Annotated in this window: 13 protein-coding genes; 6 read left to right on the forward strand and 7 right to left on the reverse strand. The window is 61.1% G+C overall.

Annotated elements, in window-relative coordinates; all coding sequences use genetic code 11:
- Positions 1–2: 2 nt before the first annotated feature.
- Entirely contained in the window at positions 3–956 is a 954-nt protein-coding gene (locus tag ACO08A_RS17755) for a LysR family transcriptional regulator (protein ID WP_422037305.1), read from the reverse strand.
- Between the two features lie 411 nt (positions 957–1367).
- Here ACO08A_RS17755 and ACO08A_RS17760 point away from each other — a divergent pair, with 411 nt between their 5' ends.
- The 3 genes from ACO08A_RS17760 to ACO08A_RS17770 all read left to right on the forward strand — a co-directional run bounded on the left by ACO08A_RS17760 (position 1368) and on the right by ACO08A_RS17770 (position 7743).
- Entirely contained in the window at positions 1368–4547 is a 3180-nt protein-coding gene (locus ACO08A_RS17760) for a beta strand repeat-containing protein (protein ID WP_422037307.1), read from the forward strand.
- A gap of 89 nt (positions 4548–4636) precedes the next feature.
- Complete coding sequence (locus tag ACO08A_RS17765) at positions 4637–6376, forward strand: type I secretion system permease/ATPase (protein ID WP_422037308.1); 1740 nt, start codon at positions 4637–4639, stop codon at positions 6374–6376.
- On the forward strand, positions 6373–7743 hold the full coding sequence (locus ACO08A_RS17770; RefSeq protein WP_422037309.1) for an HlyD family type I secretion periplasmic adaptor subunit: 1371 nt from the start codon (positions 6373–6375) through the stop codon (positions 7741–7743). The genes ACO08A_RS17765 and ACO08A_RS17770 overlap by 4 nt, the downstream gene beginning before the upstream one ends.
- Positions 7744–7843: 100 nt before the next feature.
- Here ACO08A_RS17770 and rbsK read toward each other — a convergent pair whose 3' ends face one another.
- The 3 genes from rbsK to ACO08A_RS17785 all read right to left on the reverse strand — a co-directional run bounded on the left by rbsK (position 7844) and on the right by ACO08A_RS17785 (position 10376).
- Complete coding sequence (gene rbsK, locus ACO08A_RS17775) at positions 7844–8773, reverse strand: ribokinase (RefSeq protein WP_422037310.1); 930 nt, start codon at positions 8771–8773, stop codon at positions 7844–7846.
- A complete protein-coding gene (locus ACO08A_RS17780) occupies positions 8770–9222 on the reverse strand; it encodes an RbsD/FucU family protein (protein ID WP_422037311.1) in 453 nt (150 codons plus the stop codon). The genes rbsK and ACO08A_RS17780 overlap by 4 nt, the downstream gene beginning before the upstream one ends.
- An 83-nt stretch (positions 9223–9305) precedes the next feature.
- Positions 9306–10376 (reverse strand): ABC transporter ATP-binding protein, encoded by a 1071-nt coding sequence (locus ACO08A_RS17785; RefSeq protein WP_422037312.1) that lies wholly within the window; start codon positions 10374–10376, stop codon positions 9306–9308.
- Positions 10377–10639: 263 nt separating this feature from the next.
- On the opposite strand from ACO08A_RS17785, the gene ACO08A_RS17790 reads away from it, so the two are divergent.
- The 3 genes from ACO08A_RS17790 to ACO08A_RS17800 all read left to right on the forward strand — a co-directional run bounded on the left by ACO08A_RS17790 (position 10640) and on the right by ACO08A_RS17800 (position 14345).
- On the forward strand, positions 10640–12253 hold the full coding sequence (locus tag ACO08A_RS17790; RefSeq protein WP_422037313.1) for an extracellular solute-binding protein: 1614 nt from the start codon (positions 10640–10642) through the stop codon (positions 12251–12253).
- A gap of 66 nt (positions 12254–12319) precedes the next feature.
- Positions 12320–13426 carry a carbohydrate ABC transporter permease gene (locus ACO08A_RS17795; protein ID WP_422037314.1) on the forward strand — a complete coding sequence of 369 codons (1107 nt, stop codon included), beginning with the start codon at positions 12320–12322 and terminating at the stop codon, positions 13424–13426.
- 1 nt (position 13427) lies between these two features.
- On the forward strand, positions 13428–14345 hold the full coding sequence (locus ACO08A_RS17800; protein WP_422037315.1) for a carbohydrate ABC transporter permease: 918 nt from the start codon (positions 13428–13430) through the stop codon (positions 14343–14345).
- Positions 14346–14376: 31 nt separating this feature from the next.
- Here ACO08A_RS17800 and ACO08A_RS17805 read toward each other — a convergent pair whose 3' ends face one another.
- From ACO08A_RS17805 to ACO08A_RS17815, 3 genes are read right to left on the reverse strand one after another with little or no spacing between them, the layout of a single operon-like run.
- Positions 14377–15864, reverse strand: a complete 1488-nt coding sequence (locus ACO08A_RS17805; protein ID WP_422037316.1) for an FGGY-family carbohydrate kinase — start codon at positions 15862–15864, stop codon at positions 14377–14379.
- Positions 15861–16931 (reverse strand): M42 family metallopeptidase, encoded by a 1071-nt coding sequence (locus tag ACO08A_RS17810; protein WP_422037317.1) that lies wholly within the window; start codon positions 16929–16931, stop codon positions 15861–15863. Before ACO08A_RS17810 ends, ACO08A_RS17805 begins: the two co-directional genes overlap by 4 nt.
- Positions 16928–17731 (reverse strand): BtpA/SgcQ family protein, encoded by an 804-nt coding sequence (locus tag ACO08A_RS17815; protein ID WP_422037318.1) that lies wholly within the window; start codon positions 17729–17731, stop codon positions 16928–16930. The genes ACO08A_RS17810 and ACO08A_RS17815 overlap by 4 nt, the downstream gene beginning before the upstream one ends.
- Between the last annotated feature and the right edge of the window lie 62 nt (positions 17732–17793).

The raw sequence follows: 17793 nt of genomic DNA on the forward strand, positions 1-17793 counted from the left end.
GATCAGCATGTTGGACTGTGTGCCAGATTGACGGTGCCGGTTGGCGGCTTCGATTCGATGAAGGATCTGATGGAGTCGATGACGCCGAAGCGTGAATAGTCCTTGCGCGATATCGCACCCAGTTCACGGAAGCTGCCGTTTCCGTGGAAGGGAACGAACGTCAGTCCCATGTTGTCCCTCTTGAACTGTTCGGCCGCGATGCCGTTCACGATCGTGCATGCATCACTATGGGCCAGGTGGCGGCACAGGGTTTCGAAACGGGCGGATCTGACGTCGATGCCGAGGCGCTCGGCCGCTCCGGAGGAGGAAGCCGGCAGCTCCTTTTCCAGGTCATACCCGAAGGGTGTGTCGAAACGCACGATGAATTCGGCCGGGACCTCCGAGGCCTGTATGTCCCGTCTCTTCGACAACACGTGCCCCTGCCGCATCCCGAGATAAAGCGGCTCCAGCCAGAGCGGCGTAAAGGTCGGAAGGTCAAGCGTTTCGTCGCAATAGATCATCTCGTAGCTGTTTCTGGAAATCAGCGCGGTGTCGAGTTGCATCTCGCTGATCATCTGCGACAGTTCCCGAGGCTTTTCTTCCACGATGACCAGGCGGATGCCGCTATGGATGCTTGCGAGCATGTCGAGAAAGTAGCCGGACAGATACGCGGCAAGTGTCGGTGTCATGCCCAGCCTGAAGGGCGTGGCATCCAGCTTCTGGAAATGCTGGGCGGTGTTTGCAATGTCGTCAACGATCGTATTGATTTTGGTCGCACCCGCGACGATGTGCTCACCGAACTCCGTCAGCAACACTTCGTTCTTTGTCCGTTTGAAGATCCGGACACCAAGCTCCAGCTCAAGCTTCTTGATCTGATTGGAGAGTGCGGGCTGGCTCACGTTCGAGGCACGTGCGGCGTGCGTGAAGTTTTTGTGTCGCGCGACTGCGACGACATACTGAAGATCGCGGAGGTTCATCCGAAGCTCTGATACGTGTTGCTGGCAGCACGAGATTTAAGGACGAAGCGAAGAAGGTGAAATAACAATCGTTCACAAGTTGTTGGAGGCACCCGGCCGGTGGCCAGCGTGGTCTTTCGCCGCTCAAGCTCAAAAAAAGGGGCGCGAAAAATCGGGTTATTTTGTTCACGTTTTTTCCATCGGGAGTGAGGGAATAATCTGCCCCCGCTAGAGTGACCTTGTTTAAATATCAGAAAATAATAAGGAAAAACGAAACGCGCCGGTAAAGAAGGGCGTGATTATTGCAAAAGGTTATGGCCCGTATTGGCAATATGAATTTCAACAACCAGGGCTCGAGCAACAGATCCATGAGTGCCGGGCGCCGTCATGCAGAGGGCGTACCCGGGCGACAAAATTCATGGAGATTTCCAAATGCTATCTGGGATGCTTGCCGGTCTTCGGGCGCGATTGCTCACGACGTCCACACTGGCACAAGAAACCGTCCGCGACGGCCAGTCGCTGACGAATGGCGTATTCAACAATGCGGTCGTCGACAACACGCCGGCTTTCGTTCTCGACAACGACTTCGCACGCTTCCTGAACTTCGGTCAGGTCACGACCAACAATGCAGCTGCCGCGGTATCGGTGGGCGGCGAAGACGCGCAGGTTTTCAATTTCCGCAACGCCCGCATCGAGGCCAATAGCGGTCCCGACGCCCTTGCGACCGGTATTCAGGTCAGTGGCAGTGCCGTCATAAGGAATTTCAGCAGCGTCGACGGCGATTTCAACGGTGTCCAGTTCGCCGGTGCGCAATCCTCTGGCAGGCTGGATAACTTTCGTGGCGGCGTGATCTCCTCCGACAGCCGCGCGGTCGACATCCAGGGTGAGGGCGTCAGCGTCCGGAACTTCGGAGACGTCGTCGGCACGGGCGATCAGCGCAACGGCACGATCTACACCAACAGCACGGCGGAAGACTTTTCGATCGGCAACTTCACGGGTGGCACGATCGACGCCGGTGAAGGCAACCAGGGTGCCGGTATTTCGCTCCAGGTCGGCGACGAACTGAACGACGTCGTTCAGGGCACGATATTCAACGGTTTCGGTGCCGTCATCCAGGGCCGCGGCGACAGTGCCGCCTCCAACACCCCTCTTGCCGGCGACGGTATCCGGATCGACGATGGTGCGGAAGGTGCGGTCCTTGAGACGGATATCTTCAACAGCGGTCTCATCAGCACGGAAAGCAACCAGGGCACGACGGCTGGAATCCGGATTGCCGACGGTGTTGCGGCCGAGGGCCGGATCTTCAATTCCAGCACCGGTACGATCGAAGGTCCGCGCAACGGCCTTTACATCGGCGATGCCGAGCACGACCTCAGCGTCCAGAACTTCGGCACGATCCAGTCCGGGAGCCGGGCGGTCAACATCGATGGGTACGGTGTCGATCTCATCAACGGTGGCGACATTCTCGGAACGGGCGATCAGCGCAACGGCACGATCTATGCCGACGACACGGCGCGCGACTATTCGATCAACAACCTGCCGACCGGTGTCATCGACGCGGGCGAGCACAATGACGGTGCCGGCATTTCCCTGTCGCTTGCGGAAAACGGCAATGGCGATGTTGAGATCGAAAACGCCGGAGAGATCAACGGCCGCGGTCAGGCGTCCGCCGGTGCGGGAACGGCCGGCGACGGCATCCGGCTGGAAGGCGTGCGTCTGCCTGAAGGCGGTTTTGCCGCTGCACTCTTCACCGGTGCGATCGCCAACTCCGGAACCGTCACTGCGGAAAGCCAGCAGGGCACCGTCGGCGCATTCCGGGCGGTCAACGGCGTAAATTTCCAGGGGTCCCTTGTCAACGAAGAGGGCGGTGTTTTTGCCGGCGCGCAAAACGGCGTCTATTTCGGAACCGGCGATCATTCCGGTGGTTCCTTCGTCAACCGGGGAACCGTGTCGTCCGACAGCCGGGCGCTGAACATCGACGGCGAAGGTCTGGATGTCGTCAACCAGGGCACAATCCTGGCGACCGGCGCGCAGCGTAACGGAACCGTCTACGCCGACGGCACCGCGGACAATTACACGTTCACGAACCAGGGAACGGTCGACGCAGACGGCAACAACGCCTCGGGTGTTTCGCTCCAGACGGGGGATGTCGACGGGGATATCGTCTCGGCGTCCGTCATCAACCAGGGCGCCATATTCGGCGGCGGGGATGCGACGGAAGGAAACACGGTCGGCGACGGGCTGCGCCTGTTCTCCAACGTGGAAGATGCCGGGTTTGCCGGCCTTGTCGAGAACGAGGGCGTCATTGCCGGGTCCGAAGACTCTGACGCGGCTGCCGGTATCCGGATCGACGGTGGCCTGGATATTCTCGGGGCCATCATCAACGAAGGCGAGATTTCCGGCAAGGTCAACGCCATTGATGCCCGCGAGGCAGGCGACGTCACGATCGTCAACGACGGCGGCATCATCAGCGGCAATGTCCTGCTTGGCGACGGCGACGATATCTTTGTCGATCTCGGCCTCGTGGACGGTGTTCTCGACGGCGGCGCCGGACGCGACGTGCTGATTGCGGGTGACGGCGACAACATCCTTGTCGGCGGTCTCGGCAACGACTTCCTGGACGGCGGAGAGGGCACCGACACGGCAGACTTCTCGGACCTGGATGTCGCGGTCAAGGTGAATCTCGGTGCAAACGGCAACGGCACGGCAACCCGGGACACCGGCTTCACCGTCCGCGTCGACAACGCCGTCGTTGCGGCTCCCGCCCAGTTCGGGTCCGCGATTGCCGATGGCGCGGCGTTCGTTGATCAGGCTGTTGCCGGCAACCTCTATTACAACATCCATACGTCGGACTTCCCCGGCGGTGAGATCAGGGGGCAGCTGCTTGTCGACAGCGACGTCACGGAGCACGGCATCCGCACGATCGAGCTCTCCGGCGGACTGGACGCCGCTCAGGAACCCGGACCGCTGTCCGACAGTGAGGCGACCGGCGAGGCAAGCGTCACAATCGTGCAAAACCTGGCAACAGGCGAGGTCACCTATTCGAGTGTGCTTGACGTGTCCGGCCTCAACGAGGCCGATCTGCAGACGCCAATCACCGGTGTCGTGTCGGCCATCCATCTGCACAATGCACCCGCTGGTCAGAATGGCCCGGTTGTCCAGGATACGCTCGTGGATGCCGGCGCAACCCTCGACGTGGCGGAACAGGTCACCAACACGGGTGTCGTCGGCGAAGACGTCATCGAAAACCGGGTTGAGACCGATGTGCTCAGCTCGATCGAAAACGTGATCGGGTCGGACGATGGCGATGTCATCACCGGGAGCGATTTCGACAATGTCCTGAACGGTGCCGGTGGTGATGACCTGCTCGAGGGTGGATATGGCTCGGACATCTTCGTTGCGAGCCTCGGTGCCGATACCGTCAGTGACTTCGAACTGGGCTCGGATCTGATCTCGGGCGGCGATTTCGCACCTGATTTCGACGTTGCCGAGGTCCTGTCCGGCGCGGTCCAAGATGGCTCGGATGCAGTCCTGTCCTTCGGGTCGGACAGCACGCTGCGCCTGGTCAACATCGACGCGTCGCAACTGAGCGAAGACGACTTCCTCGTCTGAGCCGGTTGCTCAGGGTGGCGGTGGCCGCTGTCGCCACCCTGTTGCTTTCCCGAAAACCTGACCCGAACCCCTCGATATGGAGCAAGCACATGTTCCGCAATCTCTCTCCCGTCCGGCAGGCCTGGTCCTCACTCAGCGCCGGTTTTGCCGCAATTGCGCTCTTCAGCATGGCGCTGAACATTCTCGCTCTCGCAGCCCCGCTTTACATGCTTCAGGTCTATGACCGCGTTCTGACCAGCCAGAACATGGATACGCTCATCGCACTCACGCTGCTGCTCGGCGGCGTCCTTGTCGTCACGGGCCTGCTGGACTGGATCCGGCAGCGGATGCTGAACCGGTTAGGCGCAAGATTTGAACTCAAGGTCGGTGTTCCCGTCTTGAACGCAGCGATGCGGCGGAAGGTCCACGGCGGCCGGTCGGACGGCGACAATACCGTCGAAGATGTCAACGGCTTCCGGGACTTCGTTTCCGGAAGCACGCTTCTGGCATTCTTCGATGCGCCCTGGATCCCGGTCTATATCTGCGTGCTTTACATCCTTCACCCGTATCTGGGTCATCTGGGTCTGGCAGGCGCGACTGTTCTGACCGTTCTTGCGCTGATCAACAATGCGCGCAGCCATGACACGATGATCGAAGCCGCCGAAGCCCGCAGGCGCAGCGATGCGCTGTACAGGTCAGGCGAGACGAATGCCGTAATCGTCCATGCCATGGGCATGCGCGGCGATCTTGCCCTCAGATGGCGCGAGCTTCAGGTCGAGGCCCATCAGCTAAAGACCAGGGTCAACGACCGCATTTCGACCTTTTCCGTTTTTTCCAAGACGATCCGGGCGGCCTTGCAGTCCGGCATCCTCGGCCTGGGTGGTGCACTTGCCATCTCCGGTGAAAGTTCGGCCGGCATCATGATCGCGGCGACGATCGTGCTTGGCAGGGCGCTTGCACCGATCGACCAGTTGATCGGCCAGTGGCGCAGCTTTCTGGCGGCGACCGGATCCTACGCGAAGCTCAGGAAACTCGTGCATGAATATCCGGCGGACCAGCAACGTCTGCGATTGCCAAGGCCGCAGGTTTCCGTGAGCGTGGCTATCCAGAAGGCCGGGCCTCCGACCGCGCAGACCGCGACCCTATCGGATATCCGGATGAACCTTCAGGCAGGTGATGCTGTGGCGGTTATCGGGCCGAGCGCGTCGGGCAAGACCACACTCGCCAAGATGCTTGCCGGCGTGTGGGCACCGCAACGCGGCTCGATCCGGCTCGACGGCAGCCCGACGGCCAAATGGGACCCGGAGGACCTGGGCAGCAATATCGGCTATCTGCCTCAGGACATCGCCCTGTTCGACGGCACGGTCAGGGAGAACATCGCCCGCTTTGCAGCAGATATCGACGATCGTCTTGTGCTGGAGGCGGCTCTGGCGGCCGATGTGCACGATCTCGTCTCCAATCTGCCGGACGGCTACGAAACCCGCATCGGCAACGGCTATTTCCTGTCCGGCGGGCAACGGCAACGGATTGCGCTCGCCCGCGCTCTTTACGGAAATCCGTTTCTCCTGGTGCTCGACGAGCCCAATTCCGACCTCGATTCAACGGGAGAGGCAGCGCTTCAAAAAGCGGTGCGCGCCACCCAGGCGCGCGGCGGTGTCGTCGTGATGATGACCCATCGCCCGAGCACCCTGCAGGTGGTCGACAAGGTGCTCGTGCTCAATCAGGGCGTCCAGACCGCCTTTGGCGCCCGGGATGACGTTTTGCGCGACACGAAGCGGAACGTCCTGCCTGCTAGCCGGCAAAAACGGAATGTAATCAGCGAAGACAGCCAGGAAAGGGCAGCCCAATGAAAGACCTGACACTTTCTTCCCAAAGCCGCCACGTCTCTCATCTCGAGCGTCCGGAAAGACCCGGTCAAAACTCTGCCGAACCGCGTATCGGTGTACTGGTCTTCTTCGGGTTCCTGGTCATGACGGCCTTCTTCGGCGGCACGGCCTACTGGGCACATCAGGCAAAGCTCGACGGTGCCGTGGTCGCGCAGGCGTCTTTCGTCGTCGACGGGAACCGCAAGACGGTTCAACATCTGGATGGCGGCATCGTTCGCGATCTTCTGGTGACGGATGGCGACTTCGTTGAGGCCGGACAGCCGCTGGTCGTCTTCGATAGCACCGAAGCGGATGTCGACCTCACGGTCCTCAGCAGTCAGATCGGTGACCTGGCGGCACGGCGCGCAAGGCTGCTCGCCCAGATCAACCAGGCCGGCATGTTCCGCAGGAGCGATGTCGCCATTCTGATCGGGGACAGCGTTCCCGAGGTGCTGTGGGAAAGTTCCTACCTGACCCAAAAGCGGGTTTTCGATACTGAAGCCAGGGCGCGGGCCAGCGAGAAGACTGTGCTCGATCGCCGGATCACCGCACTTGAAGACCAGATCCGGGGTCTTGAGGAGCAGCGGCAATCCAACACCCGGCAGATCGAGATTTCCAATGGTGAGCTGGAGACGCTGCAGCCGCTGTTCGAGAAAGGCCTGGTGACGGCCGTCAGAATGAATTCCATCCGTCTGGACATCGAGCGCCTTGTCGGACTGGACGCCGGTCTCAGGACCGACCAGGCCCGCGCCCGAAACGAAATCGGTGAGCTGGAGCTCAACGCGTTCAGCGCAGAGCAGCAGAGACTTGAATCGGTTTCGGAAAACCTTGCGGCCGTGGAGGCACAGATGGCCGCGGTCGAGCCTCAGTTCAGGGGGGCTGTGGAACGTCAAAAACGCGTGGTCGTCAACGCACCCGTCAGTGGCACGGTGGTCAACATGGCACTGCACACGCTCGGGGGTGTCGTCCGTCCCGGTGAGGACATACTGGAGCTTGTTCCGCAAAGTGAAGAACTCATCGTCGAAGCCCGCATAAACACTTCCGACATCGAGAAACTTTGGATCGGACAGCCTTCCAGGGTCAGGTTGAGCGGCTTCGATCTGGAAGAGGTGCCGGAAGCGAACGGCAAGGTCTTCGATGTGTCCGCCGATGCGGTCACCGACGAGAAAACCGGCAACGCCTTCTATGTTGCCAAGGTCAGGCTCGACGCTCAGCAGCCCTCCGGCGTGGCCGGGCTGGATCTTGTTCCGGGAATGCCGGCGGACCTGTTCATAACGACCGGGGAACGCACCGTGCTGAGTTATCTGGCCCAGCCGCTCAGCAACAGACTGGTCAGGACCTTCACGGAGTAGGCTGAGGCAAAGGCGCGCTGGTCGCGGACACCGTCGGACCACCGGCAGGGCCCTTCATGGAGGGCCCCGTCCTGTTGAAATCCAGCAAGACCAGGTCCGGTCAGCCGGGATTTTGCCGCAACAGGGCCTCAATTTCCGCGCGAGCAGGCATCGATGGGGCCGTGCCTTGCCTGGTGACGGAAATGGATGCCGTTGCGGTTCCGAACCGGATCGCCTCCAGGGGAGACATGCCCTGTGCCAGGCCGGCCGCGAAGCCGCCGTTGAACGCGTCGCCGGCACCTGTCGTCTCAAGAACCGGCCCTGCCGACATGGCGGGAACGTGTACCGCGTCCTTGCCGTCATGAAACAGGCAGCCGTTTTCGCCCAGCGTGATGATCGCAGCCCGTGCGCCGCGTCTTATCAGTTCTTCGGCAGCCTTGGTCGTGTCTTCGACGGTTTGCACGCTCAGACCGGTGATGGCCTCGGTCTCCGATTCGTTCGGCGTGACATAGTCGCAAAGCGCGAGCATGGAATCCGGCAGTTCGGCCGCCGGTGCCGGGTTCAGGATCGTTGTCGCACCGGCATTCCTGGCCACGTCCAACGCATATTCGGCGGTTTCCAGCGGTTGCTCGAGCTGCGTGAGAAACACCTTGCAGGACTTGAGCGCATCCTTTTGGGCATCAATGTCAGATGGTCCCAGACTGGCCGCGATGCCGGGGCACACGATGATGGCGTTGTCGCCGGTGACGTCGTCGATGAAGATATAGGCGGCGCCGGTGTATCCGTCCGCATGCTGCGAGGCCAGCGATGTCACCCCGGCCTTCGACCATGTTGCCAGGGCCATGTCCGCGAACGGATCGATGCCGAGTTTGCTCAGCATGCCGACTTTGGCACCGGCCATGCCGGCTGCAACCGCCTGGTTGGACCCTTTGCCACCCGGTCCGAGTGCAAAGGACTTGCCCAGGATGGTCTCACCCATCTTGGGCGGCCGCGACGCGCGATAAGCGGTGTCCGCGACAAAGACACCCAGAATGACGATGTCCAAGCTCATTGATCCGGTCCTATGACGCCCTTGCGCAGCACGAAGCAGCCGTAAAAGCGCCGCTCCCCGGTCTGGATCACGGCATAGCTCTGGCGCGCCAGATCGTAAAACGCGAAACGTTCGACCCCGATCATGGGGCGGGACCCGCCTTCGGCCGTGTCGATCTTTTCCTGGACCTCGCTCTGCACGTCCGGGATTTCATCCGGCGCGTCGACGATTTCCATCCGCATCGCGAAGTCGTCGACAAAGGTATCCAGCGGGAGCACGGACAGGATCGCTTCTATCGCCTCGGCGGCACTGAGATTGTCCATCCGCAACAGCGACCCGTAAACGGTGTTTCTGGCAACGCTGTCCGACGGGAAATTGGTATCGGAGATGACGATCGCGTCTCCATGGCCCATGGCCCGCAAACAATGCAGGACATCGGCATTCAGTCTCGGATCAATCCCTTTCAGCATTCCTGGCTCCTCTCTGCTGATACCGGTCTCCGCGGCGCCGCGGATCAAGTCGGGCTATCGTCCGGCCCGGAAACGACCTTTCTTCATGGTTCGATCCTTAGTCCGTCATCGGTCCCGAACAGGTGAAAGTGGTCTGTGTCGATGCCGAGATGGACCTGATCTCCCGTCGACAGGGCGTGCCGTTCCCTGAAAACCGCCGTCAGTTCCCCGTCCCCGAACTGGAAGACGACATGGATTTCCGGGCCGGTCGGCTCGACAACCCTGACGGTCGCAGGCAGCCCCTGGTCGGCCAGCTGCAGATGCTCCGGGCGCACGCCCAGCCTGACGGCACGACCGGGTTCCAGTCCGCCAAATCCGGGCAGATCCAATACGTTTCCGCCAATGGAGACCTGAACGCCGTTCGTGCCAGACGTCTCTACCTTGCCATCAATGAGGTTCATTGCCGGCGACCCGATGAAGCTGGCGACGAAGCTGTTCTTGGGCCGGTCGTACAAATCAAGCGGGCTTCCGATCTGCTCGACATTGCCGCCGTTCAAGACCACGATCTTGTCGGCCATCGTCATGGCTTCAATCTGGTCGTGGGTGACGTAGACGGTGGTGGTCTGCAGCCGCTGATGCAGTTCCCGGATCTCCGTGCGCATCTGCACGCGCAGCTTGGCGTCCAGGTTCGACAGCGGTTCGTCGAACAGAAACACCTGCGGATCGCGAACAATCGCGCGGCCCATCGCCACCCGCTGGCGCTGTCCACCCGAAAGTGCGCGCGGATAGCGTTCGAGATAGGGCGTGAGACCAAGGATCTCCGCGGCGTCCGCGACGCGTTTCTTGATCGCTGCCTTGTCCATTTTTTTCAGCTTCAGCGAGAACCCCATATTGGCCTCGACCGTCTTGTGCGGATAAAGCGCATAGGACTGGAACACCATTGCAATGTCGCGCTCGTTAGGCGGCAAATGATTGACCCGGCGCTCCCCGATGTGAATGTCACCGGAGGTGATTTCCTCCAGGCCGGCGATCATGCGCAGAAGGGTTGATTTCCCGCATCCTGACGGTCCGACAAGGACCACGAACTCGCCATCCGTGATCTCCACGTCGATACCGTGAATAACTTCGGTATTGCCATAACTCTTGCGCACTTGCTTGACAGCGACTTCAGCCATTGAGCCTCACAAAGCCGATCCTACCCTCTTCACCGGGTAGCTTATTGTCAGGAATTTGTCCACCTCTGACCTTACTAACATGTTAGCTACTTGACAGCACGTACGCGAATTGGGACGTTACTCACCGGAAGTCTGCTCCGATTGGAAAAGACCTGCCTGCTTTGGAGGAGAGCGCCCGGCAACAAGGGTGCCTTTGCAGGGGTTGGCCAACTTGACGTGTAATGGGAGGAAGTGACGTGAAAGTTAGCGATTACAATACGATAATGCATCGTCAGCTAAACCGGCGCGGTTTGCTCAAGGGTGCCGCGAGCGTCGGTGCGATTGCTGCCGTGAGCTCGGTTGCAACCGGTATCCCTTTCAGTCCGGCCAGAGCCCAGTCGGATCTGCGCGCTGAAATTCTGAAAATTCCGGGCGTCGGCCAGGGGTCGCCAACGGATGCCGACTGGCAGAAGGTCGGCGAGATGTGTCTCGGCCCGACGAAGGAGCGCGTCGCCGAAGGCGAGTTCGAAGGGGTCGAGCTGACCTTCATGGGGCTGAACAACCAGAACCTCCACAATTTCCTGTTTCGCGGTTTCCTAAAGCCGTGGGAAGCCTATACGGGCGCGAAGATCAACTGGGTTGACCTGGCCCAGGCCGACTACAATCCGCGTCTGCAGCAGGCGATCGCCACCGGCACCGTCGACTTCGACATCATCGAGATGGGTGCGCCATTCGAAGGCGACACGGCCGGCAAGGGCCTCCTCGACGAGATGCCCGACTGGGTCGAAGAGCAGATCGATGCGGAAGATCTCGTGAGCTATCTCAAGCCGCCCGTCGGCACGTGGGATGGCAAGAAATACCGGGTCACCATCGATGGCGACTGCCATACGTTCGCGTACCGGACCGACTACTTCGGCGACGGTGCGATCGGCGGCGCGTCCGTTCCCAGGACCTGGCAGGACGTCAATACCGTCACCAAGGCTCTGATCGGCAAAGAAGACCCGCTGACCGGGCTGCCCGCGCACGGATATCTGGATCCACTCAAGGGCTGGGGCGGCTTCGGCTTCTACTTCCTGGAAAACCGGGCCGCGGTCTATGCCAAGCACCCGGATGATCCGGCCTGGCTGTTCGATCCGGACACGATGACGCCGCTGGTCAACAACCCGGCCTGGGTCCAGGCGATCCAGGATGTGCTCGACCTCATCGAAGCCGGCGCCTACCCGGCTGATCAGATCAACGCGGACCCGGGAACGACCGGCTTCCAGCAGTTCCTTGCAGGAACGGGTTCCATGCTGATGTGGTGGGGCGATATCGGTTCAAGTGCACGCACATCCGACACGTCGGTTGTCGGCGACGTTGTCGGCTTCGGCATCAATCCGGGTTCCGACCGCGTCTACAACAGGAAGTCTGGTGCGTGGGAAGAAACCTATAACGAAGCGCCGAACATGGCCTATCTCGGCTGGGGCATTTACGTGACCAAGCGGGTGTCGGGCGACGAGAAGAAGCGCAAGGCCGCGTGGAGTGCGGCAGCGCATCTCGGCGGCAAGGACATCAGCCTCTGGATGTCGGCCTACCCGTCGGGCTTCCAGCCTTACCGCAACTCCCACTTCCAGTTCGACGAGTGGGAAGCAGCCGGATACGACCGGGCCTATATCGAAGACTATCTGGGTTCGAACGCGGACAGCTACAATCATCCGAACGCGGCCATCGAGCCTCGGATCCCGGGCATCTTCCAGTACTACTCGGTGGCAGAAGACGAACTGGCCAAAGGCTACGCCGGCCAGTACGGATCGGCTCAGGAAATCGGCGATGCAATCGCGGCTGCCTGGGAAAAGATCACCGACCAGATCGGCCGGGAGAACCAGATCAAGCTGTACAAGGCTTCGCTTGGGCTGTGATTTGAACCAGCGGGCAGGCGCCAGGCGCCTGCCCGCACATCCATGGAATGGCGGGGCAAGACTTTTATGAGTTCCGAAGGCGATCGGCTTCATGTTGTAACCGCCGACGACATTTCCGAACAACGCAAGCGTTTCGGCAGATTTCTGGTCTGGGGTTCAGCGGGCCTGCTGGCGCTTGTCGCGATTCTCCAGGCGGCAGATCAAGGCGGCTGGATCGACCTTGGGTTCGCGAACTGGCGGCCAACCCTTTATGCCTATATTTTCTGGGGCATCTGCCTGTGCGCGTCGCAGGTAATCACGCGTGGAGAGCATGGCAAGCGCACGCTGTTTGTGCTTCCGGCCACGTTGTTCGTGGTCTCGATGGTCGTGTTTCCGCTCCTTTTCGGGCTGGTCATCGCCTTCTCCGACTGGAACCTTGCATCGCCCGACGGCCGGAAATTCAACGGGATAGACAATCTGCGGCAAATGTGGAGCGACCCGTTCTACTGGAACGCGCTGCGCAACATGGTTTGGTACACGCTCGCGATCATCGTGGAGTATGCCATCGCCTTCGGTCTCGCCCTGCTGCTGAACGCGGAAATCAGGGCGCGCAAGTTCTTTCGCGTGGCATTCCTGCTGCCGCTCATGCTGTCTCCGGTTGCGGTGTCCTGGATGATCGGGAAATCGATGCTGGAAAACCGGTTCGGACCCGTGGCCAGGCTGTTGCGGGAGCTCGGGGTGGACAACCCCTCCTTCTTTTCGTCTCCCGAAATCGCCCAGCTGATGATCATGCTGATGGATGCCTGGACGTATATTCCCTTCATGATGATCATGATCCTGGCGGGCCTGCAGGCAATCCCGCGAGAGCTCAACGAGGCGGCGCGCGTTGACGGGGCGGGCGCGTGGACCCAGTTCTGGGAAGTGACATTCCCCCTGATGCTGCCGGTTTCCATCACCGCGATCCTGATCCGGATCATCTTCAAGCTGAAGCTTGCGGACATCATCATCAACGTTACGTCCGGAGGTCCCGGCGGGGCGACGGACAGCGTGACGAGCTTCATTTTCAGGGAGTACCGCGACCGGTCGAATGTCGGCTACGGAACGCTCCTTGCCATTGTCTATCTGGTCATCATCGTCATCGCCATGACCCTTCTGATCAAGGCGGCGGACCGTTGGATGCGCCCGAGGTACTGAGATGACGACCCAGATTTTCCACGACACAGAGGCTGACCGGACATTCAGGGCCAAACGGATATCGGGACGAATTCTGATTTACGGGATCCTGATCGTCTGGGCGTTCATTTCGATCTTTCCGATCTACTGGACGATCACCACGAGCTTCAAGATGGCGCCAGACGTCATGAAGGGGAACATGGTGCCCTGGTGGGACTATATCCCGAAGTGGCTCGGATGGCGCTCGCTCGGACTGTCGCCCGACACCATTGCGAACGAGAGCACGGTGCGCGAAGAGTTCCTGAAGCGGTTCTGGAATTCGACCGTCGTCGCGGTCTCCGCCTCCACGCTCGCGGTCATGCTGGGCAGCATGACCGCGTATGGCCTGTCGCGGTTCAACTACCGTTTCGGCTTCATGCGCAACCCGGACATTTCGTTCTTTTTCCTGAGCCAGCTGATTTTGCCGCCGGTCGTGCTCGCGCTGCCATTTCTGGTGCTCTACAAGTCGCTCGCAATGCTGGATACGCGTATCGGCCTCATTCTGCTCTATACGCTGACTGTCCTGCCCATCGTGATCTGGATCATGCGGGATCAGTTCGGCTCCATTCCGACCGAGCTCGAAGAAGCGGCGCTCGTTGACGGCCTGTCCATCTGGGGGGCGTTCCTGACCATCATTCTGCCCATCGCGGCGCCCGGCATGGTCGCGTCGTTCATCCTGTCGCTCGTTCTGACGTGGAACGAATATTTCTTCGCGGCGCTCCTGACGTCGAGCCACGCCACCACCCTGCCGGTGATGGTCGCGAGCCAGACCGGATCGCAGGGCATAAGCTGGTGGTCCATGGCGGCCCTCAGTTTCGCGGCCATTCTGCCGCTGATCATCATCGGGATCGCGCTGGAGCGCTTCATTATCAAGGGCATGGCTGCCGGCGCGGTAAAATGACCGGCAGTTTCACTCCTGCCGACGCACCCGTCTAACCGAGTTCGGCGGCGATGTCCCTGGTTTGCTCGTAGAGCCTGCGGAACAGCGGATAGGCCTTGCGGTAGCTTTGAACCTCGTTCGGATGGATCGTCTGCGAGACCGGGTTCCACGCGGCTATGTCGTCGATCTGTGCTTCGCCGATTGCCAGCCGTGCCAGGAATGCGTCGCCGTAACTCGCGCCGACGGTTTTCTGGCAGACGATCTGGCTCAGCCCGGACGTGTCGGATGTGCCCTGCAGCCACACGGCGTTTTTCGTTCCGCCGCCGACGGCGAGGATGCGCGCCGGTTCGACACCGGCCTCCCGGTATGTCTCGACAACATGGGCCGTTCCAAAGGTGATCCCCTCAAGAAGGGCCCTGTACATGTGCCCGCGCGTATGGGTCAGGTTCAGACCGAAAAAGGTTCCCTTCGCATGCGGATCGTGCAAGGGCGTCCGCTCCCCGGAAAAATACGGCAAGAACAGCAGCCCGTCCGCGCCGGGGGCAATCGCCTCCGCTTCCTGCGCGAGTGTCAGGAATGCCGTCTCCTTCGGCAGTTCGCGCGCGAACTGATCGCGAAACCAGTGCGTCAGCGTTCCGGAGGTCGCAAGCCCCGCCATCGACGCGTGCTGACCGGGAAACAGCCAGGGCGCGTACCAGAGCCGCCCGTCCCGAACACGGTCCTCGGTCAACGTGATGATGAAGATGGTCGATCCGTACATCATCATCATGTCGCCGTTCGACCGGACACCCACGCTGAGAGCTTCCGCGGCCGCGTCGATCGTTCCCGCTGTGACGGGCGTTCCTTCGGCAAGACCTGTTTCGGCGGCGGCTCTTGAGGTCACGCGGCCGGCGATTTCGGATGACCACAGCAATCGCGGCAGCTTGTCCGGCTGGAGGATTTCAGGGGCCAGATCGAAGCACCAGTCTTGCGTGGTCACATCATAGAGCGGAGAAAAATTCGCGGCCGTGTAGTGGTCGATCACATAGTCACCGGTCAGCCGATGCACGATGAAGCTGGTCGATGTCAGTATCTTGTGCGCCTGTTCGTAGATATCCGGACGATTGTTTTTCAGCCACAGGATCTTCGGGCCGACCGACTGGGACGTGAGCGCGTTGCCGCACCGTTGCAGCAGAACGTCATTGCCGATCCGGTCCGTGAGAGCGGACACTTCGCTCATGGCCCTGGTGTCGACGCCGTAAAGCACACCGTTCATCAGAGGTGAGCCGTCCTTGCCGACCGGCAGCATGCAGGGGCCGATCGCCGAGCAGGCAACGCATTTGATCTGATCACCGTTGACGCCCGCTTGCCGGATGAGCTCTCTGGTGACCGTGACGAAGTCGCCCCACCAGTCCTCTTCCGGCCGGTGTTCCGCCCAGCCGGGCTGCGGCACGGTCATTTCGTGGGCATGGCGCGCGGTGGCTGCGACGTTGCCCGCTGCATCAACTAAAACGCCCTTTGTTTCATAGGTGCCGATATCCACGCCGAGGGTGTAGGTCATGCGCCGCGCTCCAGCCTGGTATCCGGTGTGATGTGGTCCAGCGCGGTGCACAAAAGCCTGGCCAGGTCCTCAAGATCGCTGATCTGGCACACTTCCAGCGAAGAGTGGCTGTACCGCATGGGAAAGCCGACATCGATCGACGCCACGCCTTCTCCCACCAGCTGCACGTAGCTGAGATCGGTCAGAACGCCGACCTGTGCCGATCGCTGCAGAGGCATTTGCAGGTCCTTGGCGGCACTTTCGAAAACGGTGACGAGCGCGGGATGCGGCAGCACGCCGTTCAGCGTTCCGCGTCCGTGAAAACTGTAGAGGCTGATACCGGGGCCGCCGCCGAGACGCATCTCGCCCACATCGGACATGTCCGGGGTGTCACACGCCAGCATGAGATCAATCTGTATCGCGATATCCGGCTTCAGGCTCTGGGCGGCCACGACGGCGCCGCGCAGATTGAATTCCTCCTGCGTGGAGAACACGACATGCACGGTCGGTCCGTCCTGCCGTCCTGCGAGCGACCTGGCGACCTCCAGCAGCACCGCGCATCCGGCCCTGTCGTCGATCGCCGTGCCGGCAACGCGGCCGCCGGCAAGGTGCATGCAGTTTGGTGCGTAGGTGACCGGTGTCCCGATCTGGATGCCATCCGCCTCCGCGTCAGTCTTGCTCGCATAGCCGGCGTCGATGTAAAGGTCCGCTGCCTTGGGAACCGTGTATTTTTCGTCGGGTTGAGTGGCATGGTGGCTCTTGTTCGCTATGACGCCGGGGATGTCCCTGCCGTTGGGGACGGACAGGACGACGGCCTGCGACAGCAGGGCACGCTCGGGCACGCCGCCGAGCCTTTGAACCCTGATCAGGCCGGTCTCCTCGACCTTCCTGACGACGAAGCCCAACTGATCCATGTGGGTGAACAGCATCACCGACGGCCCGGTTCCCGGGAACGTCGCGATCAGGTTGCCCAGGCGGTCCGTCCTGCACGGGACCGGCATTCTCGCGGAAATCTCGGCAGCGACGCGGTCTTCATGGCCGGACAGCCCCGGGATCATGACAAGTGCCTGGAGGTCTTCGCTGATCATCGGGCGGCCCTCGCGCGATCCATGAACTGCTTGGCGCGATCCGGGTCAACCGGGTTCCAGGTGTTGCCGTCCACCTTCAGGCTGGAGCCGACGACACATCCGTCAGCAATGCGAAGAACGTCGGCGACCGTGTGAAGTTTCACGCCCGTGTTGGCCAGAACGGGGGTGTCCGGAAGAGCGGTTTTGACGGCTTCAAGATCCTCCATGCGCGCTGCTTCCCCGGTGATCTGGCCTGACACGAGAATGGCGTCCGGGATCGAGGAAAATACCGCGGACCGGGCGCGATCGGCGAGCGAGCGACGGTCGAGACTGTCGGCAAATTCAGCGCAGACATTGTAGAGCATCAGGAGGTCGTCTTTTTCCAGGCGCTTTCGATACCGCAACGCCTCACCGGCGTCGGGTGCCCAGTGCCCCATGTCGCTGGCATAGGTGCCGGTGAAGATCTCACGGCAGAAGGTTGCACCACACGCGGCAGCGAGCGCGATCGTGCTCTTCGGATCCCAAAGAACGTTGACCCCGAAAGGAACGGTAATCTGGTCCCTGAGACGGCCGATCACATAGGCCATCGTGGCCGTGCTCGCCGGGTCCACGGCAAACTCGTAGGGGCGGTCATTCTCGTTGCCGAACATGACGGCATCCACGCCCGCTGCCTGAAGGGCGTGGAGATCCGCTTCAGCGCCGCTCAGCAGGCCGGAGAGACCGCGTTCCGCGTCATAAAGCGGCGTTCCGGGCAACGCGCCGAAATGAACCATGGCGATAACGGGTTTGGGGGTTCCGAAAACAGTCTCGAAATTCGCCATCAAGTTTCCTCCACGCAGTCCTGCAGCCGAATTTGAGGGTGCAGTCTAACTCAATTGATACT

It is taken from the genome of Roseibium sp., from assembly GCF_965232425.1.
Classification (GTDB): Bacteria; Pseudomonadota; Alphaproteobacteria; order Rhizobiales; family Stappiaceae; genus Roseibium.